The organism is Streptomyces sp. BV286 (assembly GCF_019090165.1).
Classification (GTDB): domain Bacteria; phylum Actinomycetota; class Actinomycetes; order Streptomycetales; family Streptomycetaceae; genus Streptomyces.
Genome location: NZ_JAHRIB010000167.1, coordinates 24592 through 42192, shown reverse-complemented (window position 1 = coordinate 42192; position 17601 = coordinate 24592). Strand labels below are relative to the sequence as shown.

General features: G+C 68.0%; 18 protein-coding genes. 2 read left to right on the top strand and 16 right to left on the bottom strand.

All coding sequences use genetic code 11. The annotated features are described in order from the left end of the window. Window positions 1–36: 36 nt before the first annotated feature. The 4 genes from KUF83_RS30020 to KUF83_RS30005 are packed head-to-tail and all read right to left on the bottom strand — an operon-like array spanning window position 37 to window position 5809. Entirely contained in the window at window positions 37–981 is a 945-nt protein-coding gene (locus KUF83_RS30020; protein WP_217458128.1) for a phage tail family protein, read from the bottom strand. Further along, window positions 968–4996 (bottom strand): hypothetical protein, encoded by a 4029-nt coding sequence (locus KUF83_RS30015; RefSeq protein WP_217458127.1) that lies wholly within the window; start codon window positions 4994–4996, stop codon window positions 968–970. The genes KUF83_RS30020 and KUF83_RS30015 overlap by 14 nt, the downstream gene beginning before the upstream one ends. Next, window positions 4989–5279, bottom strand: a complete 291-nt coding sequence (locus KUF83_RS30010) for a hypothetical protein (protein WP_217458126.1) — start codon at window positions 5277–5279, stop codon at window positions 4989–4991. Before KUF83_RS30010 ends, KUF83_RS30015 begins: the two co-directional genes overlap by 8 nt. Then, window positions 5276–5809 carry a hypothetical protein gene (locus tag KUF83_RS30005; protein WP_217458125.1) on the bottom strand — a complete coding sequence of 178 codons (534 nt, stop codon included), beginning with the start codon at window positions 5807–5809 and terminating at the stop codon, window positions 5276–5278. The genes KUF83_RS30010 and KUF83_RS30005 overlap by 4 nt, the downstream gene beginning before the upstream one ends. Before the next feature lie 227 nt (window positions 5810–6036). Between KUF83_RS30005 and KUF83_RS30000 the strand changes: the two genes are divergently transcribed. Continuing rightward, window positions 6037–7494, top strand: a complete 1458-nt coding sequence (locus KUF83_RS30000) for a ParB/RepB/Spo0J family partition protein (RefSeq protein WP_217458124.1) — start codon at window positions 6037–6039, stop codon at window positions 7492–7494. Window positions 7495–7506: 12 nt separating this feature from the next. After that, complete coding sequence (locus KUF83_RS29995) at window positions 7507–8412, top strand: ParA family protein (RefSeq protein WP_217458123.1); 906 nt, start codon at window positions 7507–7509, stop codon at window positions 8410–8412. A gap of 87 nt (window positions 8413–8499) precedes the next feature. On the opposite strand, the gene KUF83_RS29990 is transcribed toward KUF83_RS29995, so the two are convergent. The 12 genes from KUF83_RS29990 to KUF83_RS29935 all read right to left on the bottom strand — a co-directional run bounded on the left by KUF83_RS29990 (window position 8500) and on the right by KUF83_RS29935 (window position 17528). Next, on the bottom strand, window positions 8500–9090 hold the full coding sequence (locus tag KUF83_RS29990) for a hypothetical protein (RefSeq protein WP_217458122.1): 591 nt from the start codon (window positions 9088–9090) through the stop codon (window positions 8500–8502). A 104-nt stretch (window positions 9091–9194) separates the two neighbouring features. Next, window positions 9195–9548, bottom strand: coding sequence for a hypothetical protein (locus KUF83_RS29985; RefSeq protein ID WP_217458121.1), 354 nt, complete (start codon window positions 9546–9548; stop codon window positions 9195–9197). After that, on the bottom strand, window positions 9545–9988 hold the full coding sequence (locus KUF83_RS29980) for a hypothetical protein (RefSeq protein ID WP_217458120.1): 444 nt from the start codon (window positions 9986–9988) through the stop codon (window positions 9545–9547). The genes KUF83_RS29985 and KUF83_RS29980 overlap by 4 nt, the downstream gene beginning before the upstream one ends. Window positions 9989–9990: 2 nt before the next feature. Next, window positions 9991–10251: a hypothetical protein gene (locus KUF83_RS29975; RefSeq protein WP_217458119.1), complete on the bottom strand. Its 261-nt coding sequence runs from the start codon at window positions 10249–10251 to the stop codon at window positions 9991–9993. Window positions 10252–10322: 71 nt separating this feature from the next. Continuing rightward, entirely contained in the window at window positions 10323–10856 is a 534-nt protein-coding gene (locus KUF83_RS29970; RefSeq protein ID WP_217458118.1) for a hypothetical protein, read from the bottom strand. Then, on the bottom strand, window positions 10856–11185 hold the full coding sequence (locus tag KUF83_RS29965; protein ID WP_217458117.1) for a hypothetical protein: 330 nt from the start codon (window positions 11183–11185) through the stop codon (window positions 10856–10858). Before KUF83_RS29965 ends, KUF83_RS29970 begins: the two co-directional genes overlap by 1 nt. A 6-nt stretch (window positions 11186–11191) precedes the next feature. Further along, window positions 11192–12082, bottom strand: coding sequence for a hypothetical protein (locus tag KUF83_RS29960; protein ID WP_217458116.1), 891 nt, complete (start codon window positions 12080–12082; stop codon window positions 11192–11194). A gap of 11 nt (window positions 12083–12093) precedes the next feature. Next, window positions 12094–12564, bottom strand: a complete 471-nt coding sequence (locus KUF83_RS29955) for a hypothetical protein (RefSeq protein ID WP_217458115.1) — start codon at window positions 12562–12564, stop codon at window positions 12094–12096. 66 nt (window positions 12565–12630) lie between these two features. Then, window positions 12631–13113: an IPT/TIG domain-containing protein gene (locus tag KUF83_RS29950; protein ID WP_217458114.1), complete on the bottom strand. Its 483-nt coding sequence runs from the start codon at window positions 13111–13113 to the stop codon at window positions 12631–12633. 157 nt (window positions 13114–13270) lie between these two features. Next, window positions 13271–14581 carry a phage major capsid protein gene (locus KUF83_RS29945; RefSeq protein ID WP_217458113.1) on the bottom strand — a complete coding sequence of 437 codons (1311 nt, stop codon included), beginning with the start codon at window positions 14579–14581 and terminating at the stop codon, window positions 13271–13273. Between the two features lie 168 nt (window positions 14582–14749). Further along, the gene (locus KUF83_RS29940) at window positions 14750–16768 is read right to left on the bottom strand and encodes a 2'-5' RNA ligase family protein (RefSeq protein WP_217458112.1); all 2019 of its coding nucleotides are present in this window, start codon (window positions 16766–16768) and stop codon (window positions 14750–14752) included. 103 nt (window positions 16769–16871) lie between these two features. Then, the gene (locus KUF83_RS29935) at window positions 16872–17528 is read right to left on the bottom strand and encodes a hypothetical protein (RefSeq protein WP_217458111.1); all 657 of its coding nucleotides are present in this window, start codon (window positions 17526–17528) and stop codon (window positions 16872–16874) included. Window positions 17529–17601: the final 73 nt, after the last annotated feature.

Here is a 17601-nt window from a genome sequence, read left to right as displayed (position 1 = left end):
TGAGCCGGGCCCGGTGCTGTTCCCCTGGGGAACACCTCAGAGGTAGGTGTAGGCGTCGCGCCAGGCCACGGTCATGTACGCCAGGCCCGTGGCGTCGGCGCCCCGCAGGACCAGGTCTTGACGCCCCTTCGGCAGCCGCATGTCCACCATGCGAGGCGAGGCACGGGTCAGGTTGCCCGCGACCGACGCGGACCCGTTGCGCAGGACCGTCAGCGCCCACGGGCGGGTGTCGATGGTGACGCGGCTGCCCTCTGCGATCGTGAGGTTGAGGCCGACCTTCCACTTCCCGACAACTTCACACGCGGGGTCGGAGATGGGCCCGTGGAAGGTGATGACCGGCCAGGTGGGGCGGTCGCCGCCGATATTCACTGCTCCGGGAACCTTGGTGGCACCCGTGCCGGTCATGCGCAGCGGACTGGTGAGAGGGCCCTTCAAGCCGCGGCGCGGCGGCGGGTTGATCTGAACTGTCTCGGACTTCTCTGTGTCGTCGTAGGCGACGCCGTCGAGGGAGAGGAACGTCGCCACGACCGGGGTGTACCCCTGCCGTGTGAGTCTGGAGGCGGCAGGCGCGCACTTGCGGGGCCGGCCGTAGAAGCGGCGGGCCCTTCCGCCCTGCGTCGTGCGCAGCACTGCGGGTGTACCGAAGCGCCAGCGCACGGCCTCGCCGTCGAAGGCCTGCTCGATGCGAGAAACGGCAGCGAGGTTCGCGCCGTGGCGGCCGAGCCGGGTAGCGGCGGCATCGACGGTGTCCACGCCGATCTCGAAGGAAATGGTGGCGCCGGCGTTCTTGAAATCCTGCCCCAAGCGGATGCCGTCGCGCCGCGGTAGAGCGGTGTCGCCCGCAGCGGTGTCACCGGGGACGATGTCCACCGGGTCCAGCAGGTAGTAGCCGGTGGAGAACGTCCCAAAGGTGAAGTCAGCGCCCGGCAGGATGCCGTTGCCGCTGTAGGAGAGGTTCCACAGCTGCTCAGCCAGTGGCATATGCGCCTCCTCGGCGGATGCGACGCAGCTCGAACATCGCGTCCCCGAGGGCTTCGCTCGGGGACATCGGCTCACTGGTCATGTTCAGGTTGAGGTCGCCGCCGACGAGCGCGGTGTTCCCCTGGGGAACAGAAGCCCGCGGCGCGGTAACGGTCCGGGCTGCCGTACTGCCGCGGTACATGGCGACAGCACCGTTGGCGTACGCCCGTAGTGCGCGATCCGGGTAGACGACCGTGCCGCCGAACATCCGGGCAACCTCGCCGAGGATTGCCTCGCTGCGCTTGCGCTTGCTGCGGGCCAAAGGGAGGTAGGCCTCCCCCTGAGTCTCCGGCTCATTCCATATGCGCATTTCGCCCGGCTTTCCGATCTGCGCAATGTGCCGCTCGGCGCCAGCAGCGAACGCCTTGATGCGGTTGGTGGCCGCGCGAATGCCGCCGTTGGCGTAGTGCACGATGCCGCCGTCAGCGTGCGTCCGCACGACAGAGGGCTTCCCCGACTCTCTGTACTGGACAGTGACGTGCACCGTCCTGCCGGTAAGCCCGTTGATCTTGCTCTGGATCGCCTGCACCTGCGCCAGCGGCGTCCTGTTCGGCGCGGTGATCTTGACCGTCTTGCCGCCCTTGTCCACGTTCTCGATCTTGTAACCGAGATCCTTCAGCGCCGCTTGAGCGGTCTTCGTCGGCGTCTTCACTTCGATGCTCTTGCCCTTGGGCAGGCCCGCGACCTTGTCCTGGACGCTTTTCAGATCGCCGGTGGCTTGCCGGATGATCGCCTCAACAGTGACCTTCTTCTTGCTCGGTGCGGCGGCAATGTCCTGAGCCAGGGTGCTGATGCTGGCGCGAGCGCCGCCGGTCGGGGCCGTCACGACAACGTTCTTGCTGCCCGGGATCCGCTGAAACGTGAAGCCCAAGGCCTCAAGCTGGGTACGGGCCTCGAACGTCGGCGCCTCGATCTGGATGCTCTTGCTCGGCGCGAGACCATCCAACTTGCCCTGAAGGCCCAGTACCTCCGCCGTCGCTGCCGGGACGCCGATCGCCGACACCATCGTCGTCACATGGTCGGGGATGAAACCCATCTGATCCGCGAGAGCCTTCGCCTGCGGCTGAGTCATCCCCAGACTCATGGCCAGCTCGATCGCCTTGGCGCGGGCGTTCTCCATGGCCGTACGGCTCGTGTCCATGGCCTGCGACATGGGAATGATGCTCTTCTCGCCGGCCTCTATCGCGGCCGTCGAGACGCTGAGCATCGAGTCTCGGAGCTGGCCGAGCTGCGTGTTGAGGGTCTGCCCGTTGCGCGTGGAGGTGTCGACCAGACCGTTGCTGTCGAGCAGCGCCTTGCCCCAGCCGTCGGCCTTCTTGGCGCTGCTGTCCATCGTGTCGTTGATCGACAGCATCACCTGGTTGAGCTGCGCCTGCGCATCGTGCACGGACTGGGCGTTTCCCTTGAGGGCGTCCAGCGCGGTCTTCAGCGCGTTCGTGCGCTCGTCCGCGGTCTTCGTGGTGTCACTGAAGGTCTGCACGGCCGCTTGCAGGCGGGTGTACGAGTCCGTGCCGGTGGCACTGGAGTTGTTGATGGCCTCGTTGAGTTCCTTGTGCCGCTTCTGGCTCTCCTTCAGCTCTCCGTTGATGGAACCGAGAGCGTCCACTGCCCTAGCCGCCGCCAGGCCCTGATCGTCATAGACCTGTACGGCGCCCGCCGCGGTGGTCTCCCAGTGGAGTCCGGCGTCAGCCGTCTCCTGCAGCTGCTTCTGGAGCTCCTTCAGGCTCGTGCCTTGTTCCAGGTAGGCGTCCGTGAGCGTGGTGAGATTGACGCCCGCTCCACGCATGACGTCGGTCAGCTTGCCTTTGCCGTCGGCCAGCTTCGTGTCCTGGAGGAGCTGAACAGCCTGCGCTCGAACGTTCGCGTCGATCGCACCGCCCGACTGCTGCAAGGCCGAAGACAGACTGTTGACGCGCTCCCGGTGCGCTTCCGTGGCGCGCGCGGCCTTTTCCTGGCTGCTGGCCCACAAGCCGATTCCGATGGTGGCGACGGTGAGGGCTGCGGCCAGAGGGCCGCCGAAGGCGCCGACGAGCCCGCTGGCCGCGGTACGCATGCCGCCGGCCGCCACACGGACGGCGCTCATCGAGCCAGCGAGCCGTGTGCCGCTGCTCGCCGTTGTCGTGTAGGCGGTGTTCATGCGCTGCCACAGCGTCGTCTGCGTGGCGACGCCAGCGGCCGACGTGGTCGCGACGGTGCCGACGTTGCGGATCGCCGTACCGAGGCCTGTGACGCCGCGGGAGACGGCTGCCGCGACCTTCAGCATGAGGAGCGCACCGAGGAAGACGCCGATGGCCGTTCCCAGACCGGGGACCACGTTCATCAGCCCGTTGAAGGTCTGCAAAAGGCCGTTGAGTGCCATCAGCAGGGTGCCCAGCCCGAAGCCGGCGGAGGAGATAGAGGCGATGGCGCTGGCGACGTTGGAGATCACCGCGATGATCGCCGGGCCGACTGAGCCGCCGATGGCATTGAGGAAGGCCCCGACCGCGGGCATCAGTTCCACGCGGATCTGCCGGACCAGGTCTGTGACGCCGCTGTCCGTGGCCATTCGGCCCAGGCCGCGCATCAAGTCGCCGACCAGCATGTTCAGTTCGTGGAAGGTGGGCCCCGCGTCGGCGAAGAACTCCTTCATCTTGAATTGACCCGCGTCGGAGTTCGCCCACCGGTTGAAGCGCGCCATCGTGCCTTCGAGGCCATTGAGCAGCTGGTTGCCGGTGTCCATTCCGGCGCGGCCGACTCCGGCCAGGCCCTTGCCGAGGTCCACGGTGGTGCGGCCGAGCTGCTTGGCCTTCTCCGCGGCGTGGTCGAGGAAACGTGCGAGTGAGCCGGTCTCGCGGCCGGCCTGTGCTGAGGCCCGCAGCCAGAGCGTGGTGCGCTCCCCGGCTTCGGCGACGCGCTGTACGAACGGGCCGGACGCTACGAGGAAGTGCCCGGTCGCCGCGGCGAGGTTGGCGGTGCCGTCGGTGAGATTGCCGATGACCCTGCTGTTGCTGGCCGCGACCGTTTTGAAGTCCCGGGCGAACGGGCCGCTCTGCATGGCGTCCGCGCCGCGCTTGGCCAGGTTGCCCATCTGCCCGGCCGCATCGCCGAGCGCCCCCTTCAGCAGCGGCAGGACCGCGTTGGACAGGGGCCTGATCTCGTCCGCGACCTTGGAGAAGAAGCGTTCCTGTACGGACTGCTTCATCCCTCGCCATGCGCCGGACAGGCTGGCAACGGTCTTGACGCTGGCTCGGGCTGACGTCGACAGCTTGTTGAGCGACTGATCGAGCGCCTGCTGCTGGGCTTCGGTGAGTTTGGTGCCCTCCGCGAGCTGGCCCTGCGCCTTGAGGGTCTGCCCCAGAGCCTCGCCGAAGCCGCTGAACGCCACGACGGTGCCGATGGCGGCCGTACCGGCTGCCGCGATCAGACCCGGAACCGCTTCGAGGACGCCGACCGCGGGGGCCGCCGCGCCAGCCATGGCGGTGAGCCCCGCACCGTACTGGGTGAGCATGGCGACGGCTGGCTGGAGGAGCGAGACAATCGCGCCCATCGCAATCATGCGGAATCGTCTGCGGCCACGCCGGTTCGGAAGGCTGAACTGAAGGGGCACATGGACCGGTGTCTGGTCGGCCTCGCCCTGTGCCCGGGTCAGTAGCTGCCGGATACGCCCGAGCAGCCCTCCGCCGCTGCTGCCGTCGCCGTCGGGCCGTACGGGAATCCGGACGTCGCTGTCCGCGACCCGGCGGGCCGCGTCGTCGAGTTCGCCGCGCAGCCCCTCGTGGTCGACGCGGACGTTGACCTTGGCGGTGAGCCCCTTCGAGGCTTCCTTGACGGCCGTGCGCAGCCGCTTCCGCAAGCCTTTGTCGACGACTTCGAGCTTGACCTTTGCGGCCAGTCCCTCGGCCGCCGTTTCTACCTTCGTCCGCAGCTCTTGGGCGAAGCCGTCGAGCGCGGCCACCACTGTGACTTCGAGGCGGCCGGCCTGCATCCCCTCAGGCATGGGGGTGCACCCTTCCTCTCCGGGCGGCAGCCGCGAGCATCTTGCGGTGGCCGTTCATCAGGTCGGGCTGCTGCGCCGGACGGACGCTGTTCCCCTGGGGAACAGTCGGGTCGGCGGTGTACGGGCGCGGAATCTCCCGGGGCTCCGGACGACGCCGGTCGGCGGCGAGCAGCGAGATTTCCTCGATCAGCTGCACCAGGAGTTCGACCTGCACCGTCCAGCCGTTGATGGGCGCGGATATGGTGCGGGCCTCTTCGGGCAGGCCGTCGAGGAGGGAGATCAAGCGACGGAGGCCGATGAACCCGGGCTGGCCTGGTCGGAGCCAGATGCCTCGGGCGTCGAGTCCGCTGTAGAAGCGGGAGAGGTCGGACTCGACGTCGCTCCATCGTTCTCGGAGGAGTCGGCCGACCGGAAGAGCTTTCCCAGGTCCACCCCGTAGACGGAGATCAGAGCCTGCGAGAGCCGGACGTAGTCACCGATGGAGGGCCGGACCGTCTTGAAGTCCTGGTAGGTGGCCTCGCCGAGGAGTTCCTTGTAGATGCCCATGACCGCGCCGTAGAACCGGGCAGGGAGCTGCGGCCGACGGAAGATCATCTCGACGATCTCGCCCGTGGTCGTGGTGTCGTTGGCGTCTGCGTTGACGATGTCGCCCAGGACGCCCATGAGGTCCAGCTCATCGCTGAACAGCGGGTCGAGGCAGGCTGCCGGGATCTCTGCGGGGAACAGGAACTCCTCGCCGTGGATCTTGACGGGGATGCCGTGCGGGTACTGCACCTCGCGGCGCTGCGCGTCGAGGTCAATGACGATGCTCATGCGGGTGGTCCTCCCGGGTGGGTGTCAAAGCCCGGGGAACGTAGGAAGCCGGCACGTCTACCGTCTCGGGCACGCGGCACAGAAGCCGGGCGCGGTCCGCAGTCGGCTGCGGCTGTTCCCCTGGGGAACACCTCCGGGGGACAACTCGGGTATGCGGCGCCTGATGTGAGAGGTCGGCTCGCTAGTCTCTATCCCACATCAATCACGCGAGTATCGGAGACACATCTATGCCGTTGGATCTCAAGGGAGGCCCCAACAAGAGGGGCTCGGGTGTCGGTGGGAAGGGAACGGCCCCCGACCAGCCGAAGCCGGCGCAGGCGTTCTACAGCCAGGCCGAGAAGGACGGCGACGTCCTGGACATTCCGCTCGACCAGATCAGCCCCAACCCGTTCAACGACTTGCGGTCGATGGGTGACTTGGAGGGACTGGCAAGGAGCATCAAGGAGGATGGTCTCCTCCAGGACATCGTCGTCATGCACACGGCCGAGTTTGTGAAGAAGTGGCCCGAGTTCGCGGCCGACGACAAGGCCATCACGACCAAGTACGTCATCGCCTTCGGGGAGCGCCGCTGGCGCGCGAGCAAGCTCGCCGAGCTGAGGACGATCCGATCGGCACTGAACAACGCCGTCACCCCCAAGATCCGGCGTGTGCTGCTCATCGAGAACCTGCAACGCGTGGGCTACACGCCGATGGAGGAAGCCCGGAACTTCCTGCGGCTGCACGTCAAGGAGGGGATGTCGTACCGGGAGATCGCCGCGGCGCTGAAGATCGGGTCCACGCACGTCTCTCGACGTCTCCAGCTCGTGAACCTCCCGTTGGTCTGCCAGGAGGCGATCGAAGCCGAAACGCTCTCCGTCACGGATGCCCGGCGCATCCAAGAAGCCTTCAAGGGGCAGGCTGAGGAGCAGGAAGCGGCTTGGCGGCTGTCGGAGGACCGCGACATCCCGGTCAAGCAGGCGATCCTGGCCGTGCAGGCGGAGGGTGTGCCGACCGAGTACGAGAAGCAGTACGAGGACGAACAGCAGCCCGAGGACCAGGCGGGCTTGCCTGAGCAGCGCGCGGGCAGCGAGAACGATGACGCTCCGGTGAAGACGAAGGAGACAGTCGTTCCGGAGGCACCCACGAACAAGGAGGAAAAAGAGAAGGAGGTTAAGCAGAAGCCGGAGCTCAAACCGCCCCCAGTGGCGCCGAAGAGCCGCGTCAGCGTTGCGGCGGATCGGGCTGTTCGTGAACGCAACAATGCGGGAGCCGACCGGACTGAGGCCTGCCTGCATCTGATCCGCAACAACTTCACACCCGACGAGAAGCAGACGGCCGCGTTGTACGCCCGGACTCTGCTGTCCCCTATCCAGCAGGGGCCCGCGAAGACCCGCGCTCACGCGTGGCTGCGGGAGGTGGGCAAGGAAGTGCTGTCGGTAGCCGACCCGGATTCCTACTTCCAAGCAGTCCTGTCTTCCGGCAATGATGACCTGGTCCAGCGCGCCACGTTTGCCACGGCGCTCGCCGCGAGTGAGATCCGCGCGAAGGACAACCGCCGTCAGTGGGACCGCACCGATGCCGCCCACGTCGAACTGCTGATCCAGGCCGCCAACTACGTCCCCTCCACTGAGTGGGAGAGGGATCAGCTCACAAAGTTCAACGTCGCGTTCGACGCGGCCGAGCCTGCCGACGAGCCGGCTCTCTAACGAAGGATTCGTGTGTCAAAGACGACCCTGGCGCGCAACACGCGCCCTAACGGCCGCACCTGGCCTTTGATCATCGCTGCGCTCATCATCTCGGGCGGTAGCGCGAAGACCACCACCGTCACCATCCTCGCCACGATCCTGGCGCTGCGAGGCTGGAAGGTCCGTGTCTTCGACTTCGACCAGCAGCGCAACGCGTCGCACATCTTCGGTGTGAAGCACCTGGACGATGCGCAGTTCCCCACCATTTGGGAGCTGATGCTGGACAAGGTCGGCCTTGAAGAGGCCAGCGTTCCGGCTCGTATCCGTGTCGGTGAGGGATGGGACGATGAAAGTTTCGCCGAGATCCCGAACTTGCAGATCGTGCGCGGCAGCCGCCATGTGAAGCAGTTCGACACTGAGGTCGCTACCGGCACCGGTCTGCTCATGGGCTGGGCTGAGCGGATGTGCCGCGAGTACGACGGCGATGACGACGTGTGGTTGTTCGACCTGCCCGCGAGTCTGAGCAAGTTGTCCGTGTCGGCTCTGCTTCCCCTCCAGGAGGACGACGAGGTCATTCCCCCCGTCCTGGTCACCAATAAGGAGGAGGAAGACCTCGGGTACACCTTCGAGGAACTGGAGCAGATGGTGGTGGACATGACGACGCGAACAACGCGGCCGGCGCCCACCATCAAGAACATCATCATGTGCGCGACCCCGACCAGCCAGCACAAGGGCGTCGAGTTCGAGGAGACGGTGCAGGCGATCGAGAAGCAGTACGGCGAGAACTACACACTGCACAAGATCCGCTGGAGCGGTGTGATCCCCCGGCAGCACCGGTTGCAGCAGACGGTGCCAGCGTTCGCGCCGTCCTCATATCCGATGGAGGACTACAACAAGGTCGCTACCAGCATGGGGTTCATTGACCTCGTAGACGCGTAGCAGTCCTCCGAACGCCAAGAGCCCGTACCGGCCGCGGAAGCTAGCATCTCCCGCGCCCTGTACGGGCCTTGTCGTTTCCGCACCAGACTACGCGGCCGCGAAGGCGGGATCGTTCGTGATCAAGTACCAGGCGTCGGAGTCGTCGCCTCCTTGCACAGCCAAACGCAACGGCAGAACCGCCTCCTTCGCCTTCTGGAGATCGGTCTGTACGCCTTCCATCTGCATGGCGCGCGGCACGACGTACCTGTAGCTCTTGGGGCCGTCGATGACCTCGATCACTCCGGCGATCTCGGTCCGGCCGCCGACCCGCGGCGGCGCGAACCGGTAGTGCTTTGCTCCGGCGCCTCCGGCCGCAGGAGTGATCTCGGTGATCTCGCCTCCACCGAACACGGCCTTGAAGTTCTGGGCGCTCCACTGCTGAAGGTCGACCTCGATGGTCGCGCTGTCGGCGGTCTGGAACGTTCTGGACGGGAAGTCAGTCTGGGCCGACTTGACCTGTTCGAACGAGGGCTCCTCGTTGAATTTCAGGCTGTCCTCGGTCGTCAGGCCGACTGAGAACCAGCCCGCGGGCATCGCCGCCGTGGCGTCTGCGGGCGCTGTGGTGCCGACAGGCGCGAGCCAGACTCGGGTTCGTGCAGGGACAACGATCTGTGTTGCGTTGGTGATCTCGCCAGCCATGGCGGCTGTTCTCCTCGCGGCCGGGGTAAGGGGCCGGGCCACGATGGAGAGAGCGCCTGGTTACCGTCCCGGGCTCTGGAGGGCGGCGGGCAAGCCGTGCGGGATCACCTGTAGACGTGGGTCGCGCGGCCGGAGAACGGCAGTGGGCACGGCAGGACTCCGGCCGCCCTCGCGGCGGCCAGCGCTCGGGCAACGCGTGTGCGTCGGGCGTGCTGCTGGATGGCGCTGAGGGTGTGCTCGCATGCCACGGACAGGGGCGGTAGGACGTGCCGGATCGCGCGTAGCGGCACGGTGATGCTCACGGACCGTGGAGTCGTGAACCAGTGCTCGGGGGCGTCGAGCTCGCAGGACTCCTCGAACTGCACGTCGTCGGCGAACCCGACAGACATCCACGCGCCGGCGTCGGTGGGGTCTGTGCCCACGGGGGCGATGTACACGGTGGCGTCGGTGATGTTCACACGTTCTCCGGGTTGGGGCGTTGGGTGATGAGCAGGCCCATGACCCAGCGGGGTTGGCCTGTCTCCAGGGGCGACTCGATAAGGACGCCGGACGGGCGGACTCTGCTGATGACGGAGCGGCCGGGGACGGGCGGCGCGTCGGGGAGCTGTGCGGCGGCGATGGCGCACACCTTCAGCATCCGGCCGAGGGCTGCCGGACCGGGCCAGCCGCCCGGGTCCCCGTACAACTCCAGCGACACCTCCGGCTCGGTACGCCACGTCAGGTCTGCGAGGTCTCCGCTCGGGCCGGCTGCGACGCGCAGACGTGGCCACGGGGCCTCGCGCACGCCGGAGACGCGGCCTGGCCCGCCGAGCGCTTCCGTGACCTTGGGGTGCTCGGCGAGCCAGTTGAGTACGGCCGCAACCTCGTCCGCGTCGGCGAGAGCGAAGGGGTCGCTCATGGTCAGGCGCGCCCGCGGGCGACGTAGCCGTTGCCGCGGAGCTGGCGGGCGTAGTCGGGCGAGACCTGCGCGGTTTCGCCCGGCTTGTAGTCCCGGCCGTCGATACGCAGGTGGTGGGCGAAAGTGACCGTCTCCGGGCTCTGGCCGTGGCGCAGCGGCGGGCCGGCAAGGGCCGGGGTGTCTTCCGGGGTTGTCTCGGAGTCGGTCTCGGCGGCGGTGTCCGCCGTGGAGGCGAAGGTGGTGGTCTTACGGGTGCTCGTCATGAGGCGGACTGTGCAGGAGCGGACGCGCTTGTGTCGCCCGCTCCCAAACCGGGTGTTCCCCGGGGGAACAGCTACCGCAGGCGTGCGGCGACCGCCGCGGCGGCCCGCCCCATGAAGTAGGCGCCCTTCGCTTCGAGGTTGCCCGGGTAGATGGTGCCGATCTCGGCGGGCACGACCCACTTCCCAGTAGCGATGACCTTCACCGTGACCCTGGTCCCTGTGACGACGGGCGCCAGGGTGCGGATGTTGCGTGAGATGCCGTCGGGGATGCTCTGGGCGTGGCACCGGCAGTTGCGGATGTTCGCGATGGCTCGTGACGACTCGTCGCCGGGTGCCTTCATATAGGTGGTGGGGCCGATGCCGCGGTGCTGCATGTCCCACTGCATCGAGTTGACTTGGAATCTCAGGTTGGCGGGCACTTCCTGGTTGTTCGCGGTGACGTGCGTAGGGCGGACCTTGTCGTCCCCGACGGTGATCCACTTCTTCGTCGGCGGGGCGAACACCTTGGCCTGGCGCTCGACCTGCTTCGCGATGTCGTGGACCTTCGGGGCGATGAGCTGCGCCAGCTTCTGCTCAAGGCCGGGCTCGACGTGGAACTTCGCCATCAGGGCACCTCTGGTGGGTTGAGGTTGCCCACGACGGCGATGTAGTCGGCTGCCCCGTAGCCGGGCACGCGCTTGAGGAGCGCGCTGACGACCGTCCACGTCAGGGTGCCGTCGCTCAGCTCGTCACCGGCTTCGAGCGGCCAGTCCGTGGGGTCGACCCGCAGTGTCCATAAGCCGTCGACCTGCTCGGTGGCGGCTCCGGGCTTGGGCTCGCGCGGCTCGGGCCGGACGTCGGGCGGTGGCGGGACAGGCACGCCGTGAGCGTCCCGGCCCCACGGATGAGCCAGGACGTACGCGGTGAGCTGCCGGTCGGGCAGGAGAACAGTCACGGCTGCTCACCACCTGCTGTAGCGGCGCCCGCGGCCGTAGGGCCACGGTGCGGCGGCCACGACGGGGAGCGGCCGAATGACCAGCTTGCGGTACCCGGCAAGGGAGTCGAGTGCGGGCAGAGCTCCGGCCTGCCCGGCGACCGGGGCGGACTCGAAGCTGACCGACTGGCCCTCGGCGGATACGGAGCTGACGCGTCGCCCCCGGTCGGTCGACGTGGAGCCGGGCGGCTGGGTGGGGCTGTTGCGGATGCCCTCCGCGGCGTGAGCGATGACGTACCGGACGATCGGCCGCTCGGCTGCGGCGTTGAGGCCGACCATGAGCTGTACGTCGTAGGTGTCTTCGCCGTCCGCGTTGTCGCTGTAGCTGGTGACGGTGACCACGTCGTCCAGCTCGTGCACGGGCCAGGCCCGCGGGTCGTACAGGTCGTAGCCGTACAGGGGCTTCACGTCGGTCAGGGTGCGCGGCTGGGGCAGCAGCGGCCGCCCCAGGTATCCGGCGACGTCGCTCTGTGCATCGGCGATGGCGTCGCGGTAGCTCTCGCGCTGGGAGGCCGTCAGCGGGAGCGGCACGCCCAGCTTGTCGGCGATCTGCTCGGCCGATGCGAGGAGTCCGGTGCCCAGCGGGAAGTCCATCTTGACCGTGCGGTCGGTCACGGGTGGCTGGTCCTTGCCCGGAATGAAGGTGACGGTGCACCAGTACCGGCCCTCGGGCAGGCCGTCCGGCAGGGTGAATCGGTAGGCCGTCGCGCGTAGCCGCACGGCCGGCCCGGCGGTCGCCACTGGTGTACCGGTGCGCTCCGCTGAGGCGTACAGGCTGATCTGAGTGGCCTGCCCGCCGCTGGCGCCCGGGTCGTGGAGCGCGCCGCCGTGGACGGGCTGGTAGTCGTACACCGTCACCTGCTCGCTCCCTACTCTGCGGCCGCGTCGAGCTGGGCACGGAGCCGGTTGACGACCCGCTCCATCTGGTGGCGCTTGAGCTGGGCGTCGACCGGCACGAGCAGGCGGGTGGCGGGCGTGTTGTACGCGCCCATCCCCACGTGCTCGACCAGACGGGCGGTGCAGCGGTGGACGTTGCCGTACTGGTCGACGGGCACGAACACCGTGTTGGGGTCGGCCGGGTGCTCGCCGGTGGCCTCGTCGACGATGTCGCCGAGCGCGGTGGCGGGGAGGAGTTGCTGAGCGGTGGTCAGCAGTACTGGTTCGGGGACGGGATCGGGCAGGGACTCGGCCGGGGGCTCCAGCGGCGCCACGATGGGCGTCTTAGTCTCGGTGTGAGCAGGCACCGCCTTGTCCTCGGCGGCTTCCGCCGCGGTGGTCTCGACGGTGTCCGGGATCTGCCCCTCGGGGTCGGCCTCATTCTTGCGAGTACGGGGTGGCACAGGGTCCTCCTGCATGTCGTGGACGTGAAGGAGGACCCTGGCCCTTGCGCGGCCCTACCGTCTCGGTCAGGCGAAGGTGAAGCCGCCGGTCTTGGTGACGGGGCCCGCGTCGTCAGCGGCGACGACGTTGACCGCGCCCGCCGTAGCGGCCGGAGTGGTGACCCGAAGCTTGCCGGAGGACAGCACCTTGAGCGCGGTGCCTGCTGTGGCGCCGAACTTCACCTCGGTGACGCCGTCGAGGTTGGTGCCGGTGATGGTGACGACGGTGCCGCCCGCGGCCGGGCCGGTCTGCGGGCTGACGGCGGCGATGGCCGCAGGCGGGAACAGAGCGTCGATCTGCGAAGCGCGCAGGATCGTGCCCGTCTTGTAGAGCAGGGTCTTGATGGAGCCCTCCGGAACACCGTCACGGCTGTCGGAGGGGCGGGTGCCGGCGTCGTGTGCGCGGGTCGCGTATACGTCTGCGGTGACCCGCTTCAGCGGGTCGGGGGCGTCGGCCGCGGGGAAGGCGGTGCGGGTCAGTCGTGCGCCTGCCGCGTTGAAGACTCCCATGAGGGTTTCCCTTCTCTATGTACGGAGCGCGGGGCCGGACCGTGTGGTCGGGCCCCGCGGATGGTCTGGCTCAGGGTGAGTGTCAGCCCGGAAGGTGAGTGGACTCCTGTCGAAGTTATCCGCGTCCCTGGAACTGGCGTTTTCCCAGGTCAGAGGATCAGTTGCCGGTCGGCTCGGTCCACGAACCGATGACGAAACTCTCGGGTCGCGAAATCTCAAGCGCGACCCTTTCGTCGGCGCGGAATGTCAGAACGCCCCTCTCAAAGTTGTCGCTGTTCTCCGAGGAGACGGTGACCGAGACGTTCTCGCGGTCATACAGCTGGGCTCCCATGCCGAAGGAGCCGATCAGGTAGTTGTCGTCCGGCATGGCGGTCGTCTCGACCACGTTCAGGCGCCATACGCGCTTCTGGGCGCCGACGGCGACCTGGAGCGCTACGCGGAACGCGCCGGTGTCGTCGGTCTCGACCTCCACCTGCTCCCAGCGCGTCGGGCTCAGGACGATGCCGGTCGGCTCGTACTCGGCGAGCAGCGACCTGGTCAGCGCTCGTCGCATCTGGATGCTGAACTTGTCCTTCGGGTCGCCGGTGTAGGTCTGAACGCCCGGGGTGTTGAACAGGCCCGTGATGGACGTGCCGTCGGCGCCGGAGCTGTGGAGCAGGTCGTAATCCTCCGCGAACTTGATGCCCTCCACCAGGCGCGAGTTGATGAACTGCTTCAGCCTCGGCTCGTCCGAAAGGATGTTCTTGTGGCTGTCCAACATGTGCGCAATTTCCGCGATCGGGAAATTGATCGTTTCGAGCTTCAGCTTCGAGCGGGGTGCCCGGCCGAAGACGTCGCTGTCGAGGCCGGTCGGTGCGCTCACGCCGTCGGCGGCCCTGCGCTCCGCGACCTGGCGGGCATTGTTCACCCACCCGGTCTCGCGGATCCCGATGAGCACCGCGCTCTTGGTCTTGGCCTTGGGGAAAAGGTCCCGGATGTGCCACTTGCGGCGCTGTGCCTCAGTTATGCCGAGATCCTGCGCGGAGCCCAGGGCCTGGATGGTGTGGGTGCCAGCCGAGAGGGAGTAGATCGACTTGCCCTCGATCTCGGCGCGGATGTACGGGCGTTCCTTGAACTCGCCCTCGCGGGCGCGCTGGAAGGCGCCGGATTCGACGAAGTAGTCGCCGAGGCTTTTGGCCTCCATGCCAGCGTTCGCGGAGCTGCCGTAGTACTGCCCGGCGGCCGGGGTGCCCTCGGGGGCGTCGAGGTAGCCGGTCAGGGTTTCGGCGCCCTGGGCGGCGTCGAGGAGACCCTTGATCTCCTGGGCGTCCTTGACGGCCTTGACGTACGAGTTGCGCTGATCGGTGCTGACGACGAACGCGCCGTTCTCTTCCTTGAAGGTTCCGGCGATGCGCTCGGCCTCCGCGGACTTCTCCGCGAGCTGGCCCTTCAGGGACCGGATGAGGCTCTTGTCGGTGGCGGTAGCCATGGTGTGGTTGCACTCTCCTGTGCTGGACGGGCGATGGCGTGCGTCGCTCGCCCGGCCAGCACCGGGACGCCTCGAACGCGAGGCGCATGAAAGGTGAGTGCGGGTGTTACCGTCTCGGGCTGCCGGGCACGGAAGTCCACGCACCCGGGAGACCGGTGTCTGTGCAGGTCAGAGGGTCAGTGCGGCGAGTGCGGATTTGACTTCGTCGGCATCCAGGCGGACTTGGCCGTCCGTGTCTTCGTCGTCTGTCATCGGGTCGCCCTCGTACGGCGAGGCTTCCGACTCCGGGCCGCCCTCGCGCGGTACCCCGCTTGGCATGGCGCGGCCATCGCCCTGTTGCGAGGTGTTCCCCGGGGGAACAGGGTCGCCGCCGAGGGCCGACTCGTCCTCGTCGTCCCAGCCGTCGGTGATCTCAAAGTCGGAGTCCCACAGGTCGAGGGAGGAGCCTGCGGGGGCGGCCGAGCCGGTGTGCTTGTCCATGGGGAGGCCCTTCTTCGCGAGTGTGGCGAGGAGTTGGGTGATCTTCGGCTGGAGGTGCTGAAGGTGGTCGGGTCCCGCGCCGGACACCTCGATCAGGGCTGTGGCGTCGTCCAGTACGGCGGCCGTGGGCTGCACGTAGCGGGCAACGGTCTCCTCGTCGCCGCCCACGGGGTGGCTCGCGCCGCCGACGGGGAGTGCCACGGTGGTCAGTTCGACCTCGGTGGGGGTGCCGAGGTCGATGTCCCGGCCGGCTACGACGTAGGGGATGGAGTAGGTGCTGCTGGAGCCGTCTTCGTGGCGGGTGGCGATGACGTGGTCGGGGTAGGTCGCCTCCACGCACACCCAGCAGTCGATCTTCTTGTCGTCGGACTTCCACAGCTGGCGGACGGAGTCGGTGAGGCGGGCGTGCAGCTGCTCGTAAGACAAGGGCATGGGGCGCATGGGGGCGGTCTCCGGGATGGGGGCGGCGGACTTGGCTTCGAGGACGATCTGCGCGGCCGATTTGCGCTCGACCGTGCGGTGGGCGGACTTGGCTTCGAGCACGATCTGCGCGGCCGACTTGGACTCCACCGGCGCAGGAGCCGGGGCAGACGCGGGCGGGGCCGGCGTGGTCGCGTCAGCCTTGGTCTGCCCGAGCGGCACGAACCAGTCGTCTTCGCCTCGTACGACGTGGATCTGATCGAACGTAACCGGGATGGGGCCCACGGGCTCGATGTCCGGGAGGTCGTAGCCGAGGGTGATGTGCGGGGTGTAGCCGTGCGAGTCGTCCAGCTGCTCGGAGTAGATCGAGGTCCCCAGGACTTCCACGACCCGCTGCCTGAGTTCGGCTAGGCCCGGCACGTCCACGGGAACCCAGGCCGGCTCACCGTCCCCCCTGTCGGGGAAGCGGCCGATGCCGCCGATGCTGCCCTTGATGGGGCTGGCCTCGCTGATCGCGGGGGTGACGATGTCGCGCAGGTCGTCGGGGTGGCCGCCAAGCGCCGCGGCGTCCCCGAGGTAGGCCAGGGTGATGTGCAGGTTCTCGGGAGTGGTGCCCTCGGGGTGTGCGATTTTCGCGGCCACCTCCGGCGGGAGGCTCAGCGCGATCATCGCGCCGCGGCCGGCGTTCGTTTCGGCGGCCTTCAACGCCACTGCGGACCAGATCGCCTTGTGTTCCAGGTCTATGCCCGCGGTGCCCGCCACGGCCTTCACTTCGAGACTGCGGGTCAGGGGGTGAGCGCCGTGCAGGACGGGGCTGATCTCGTACAGCTCCAGGTCGTGGATGATCCGTACGCCGTCGTGCCGTTTGGACGCGCCACCGGGGGTGACCTTGTAGCCGATGGAGAACTGCGCTTCACCGTGGTCGTGCCAGTCCTTGACCTGCTCGTAGGCGTCCCGGCCGCGGGAAGTGCGCATGTTGAATCGGACGGTGGCGACCAGGGCGCCCGCGTCGCTCGGCCACACGGCGCCGTCCGGGAGGCTGGCGAACCGGGGATCGCCCGGTCTCCACTCCTCCACCTCAAGCACGGTGCCGACCGGGTCCTTCCAGTCGTGATGCCACACCGACTTCACTCGACGGGTGGCCAGGGTGCGTGTAAACGCCCCGGGCAGGATCAGGTCCTGGACGTCGTCGACGACGCCAGTCACGGCGAAGATGGCACGGGTCATGCCCCGGCCCAGCGGGGCGCGGGTGACCGGCTTGTTGAGCGGGGGCGGGGTACGGGGCACGGGGCTTCCTCCTGGCGGACTTCGCGAGCGCTGCGCACCGTGCCCCCGCCGAGGGGTTACCGTCCTGCGCTGGCTCTTCGGGCGGTCCGCCCACGCATGCGGCTCACTCCCACGGCTTGCCGCCCTTACCGCCCTTGCTCTTGCCTCCCTTCTTGGCCTTCGGCTTCCCCTCTTCATCACCCTGCGGGTCCTCGTCCGGGTCCTCCTCGAACGGGTCCTCGTCGCCGTCGTCCTCGGAGTCATCCGTGTCGTCGCCGTCAGGGTCTTCTTCGGTGTCCGGGTCACCGGCCTGGTCGTCACTGCTACCGGGGGTGAAGGCCTCGTCAGCGGTCCCGAAGCCGGGCGGGCCGGCCTCCTGCCCGGGTGCTGCGCCCGGGTCGCCCGCGACCGGATCCAGTTCCTCGCCCGCAGGCTCGCCGTGCGTGCCGCCGGTCTCCTTCATGCCGGCGTCGTCCACGTCAAGCGCCCAGGTGTCCAGGTCGGAGTACCGCCACACCTGTCCTGTCTCATCCCGCACCCAGCCGGTGAGGGTGCCGTCCTCCGCCTTGTCCAGCCAGGCTTGCTCACCGTTGGGGCCAGAGAGCGCGGCGTAAGCCTGCGCAGGGTCGGTCTCGTCACCCTCGTCGTAGACAGCTCCGGCCCAGGGGCGCCCATCGTCCTCCTGTGGAGGTTGAAGCTCCGGAGGCGGTGGCGCGGCCGGGTCTTCGGCGGCCGGATCGTTGGGCATGGGCAGGTTCTTCAGCGAGTATGCGTAGTCCACGAGGCGCAGACTCATAGCCGGGGCCGTTTACGTCTCGGGCGTGAACCTCTGCCGTGGCCTAGGCCATGCGGCT

Excerpts from the sequence above, each read along its gene's own strand:
- KUF83_RS29980 (WP_217458120.1), bottom strand. The coding sequence starts at position 9,988 with ATGAGCGACCCCTTCGCTCTCGCCGACGCGGACGAGGTTGCGGCCGTA.
- KUF83_RS29975 (WP_217458119.1), bottom strand. The coding sequence starts at position 10,251 with ATGACGAGCACCCGTAAGACCACCACCTTCGCCTCCACGGCGGACACC.
- KUF83_RS30015 (WP_217458127.1), bottom strand. The coding sequence starts at position 4,996 with ATGCCTGAGGGGATGCAGGCCGGCCGCCTCGAAGTCACAGTGGTGGCC.
- KUF83_RS29990 (WP_217458122.1), bottom strand. The coding sequence starts at position 9,090 with ATGGCTGGCGAGATCACCAACGCAACACAGATCGTTGTCCCTGCACGA.
- KUF83_RS29945 (WP_217458113.1), bottom strand. The coding sequence starts at position 14,581 with ATGGCTACCGCCACCGACAAGAGCCTCATCCGGTCCCTGAAGGGCCAG.
- KUF83_RS30000 (WP_217458124.1), top strand. The coding sequence starts at position 6,037 with ATGCCGTTGGATCTCAAGGGAGGCCCCAACAAGAGGGGCTCGGGTGTC.
- KUF83_RS30020 (WP_217458128.1), bottom strand. The coding sequence starts at position 981 with ATGCCACTGGCTGAGCAGCTGTGGAACCTCTCCTACAGCGGCAACGGC.
- KUF83_RS30005 (WP_217458125.1), bottom strand. The coding sequence starts at position 5,809 with ATGAGCATCGTCATTGACCTCGACGCGCAGCGCCGCGAGGTGCAGTAC.
- KUF83_RS29950 (WP_217458114.1), bottom strand. The coding sequence starts at position 13,113 with ATGGGAGTCTTCAACGCGGCAGGCGCACGACTGACCCGCACCGCCTTC.
- KUF83_RS29970 (WP_217458118.1), bottom strand. The coding sequence starts at position 10,856 with ATGGCGAAGTTCCACGTCGAGCCCGGCCTTGAGCAGAAGCTGGCGCAG.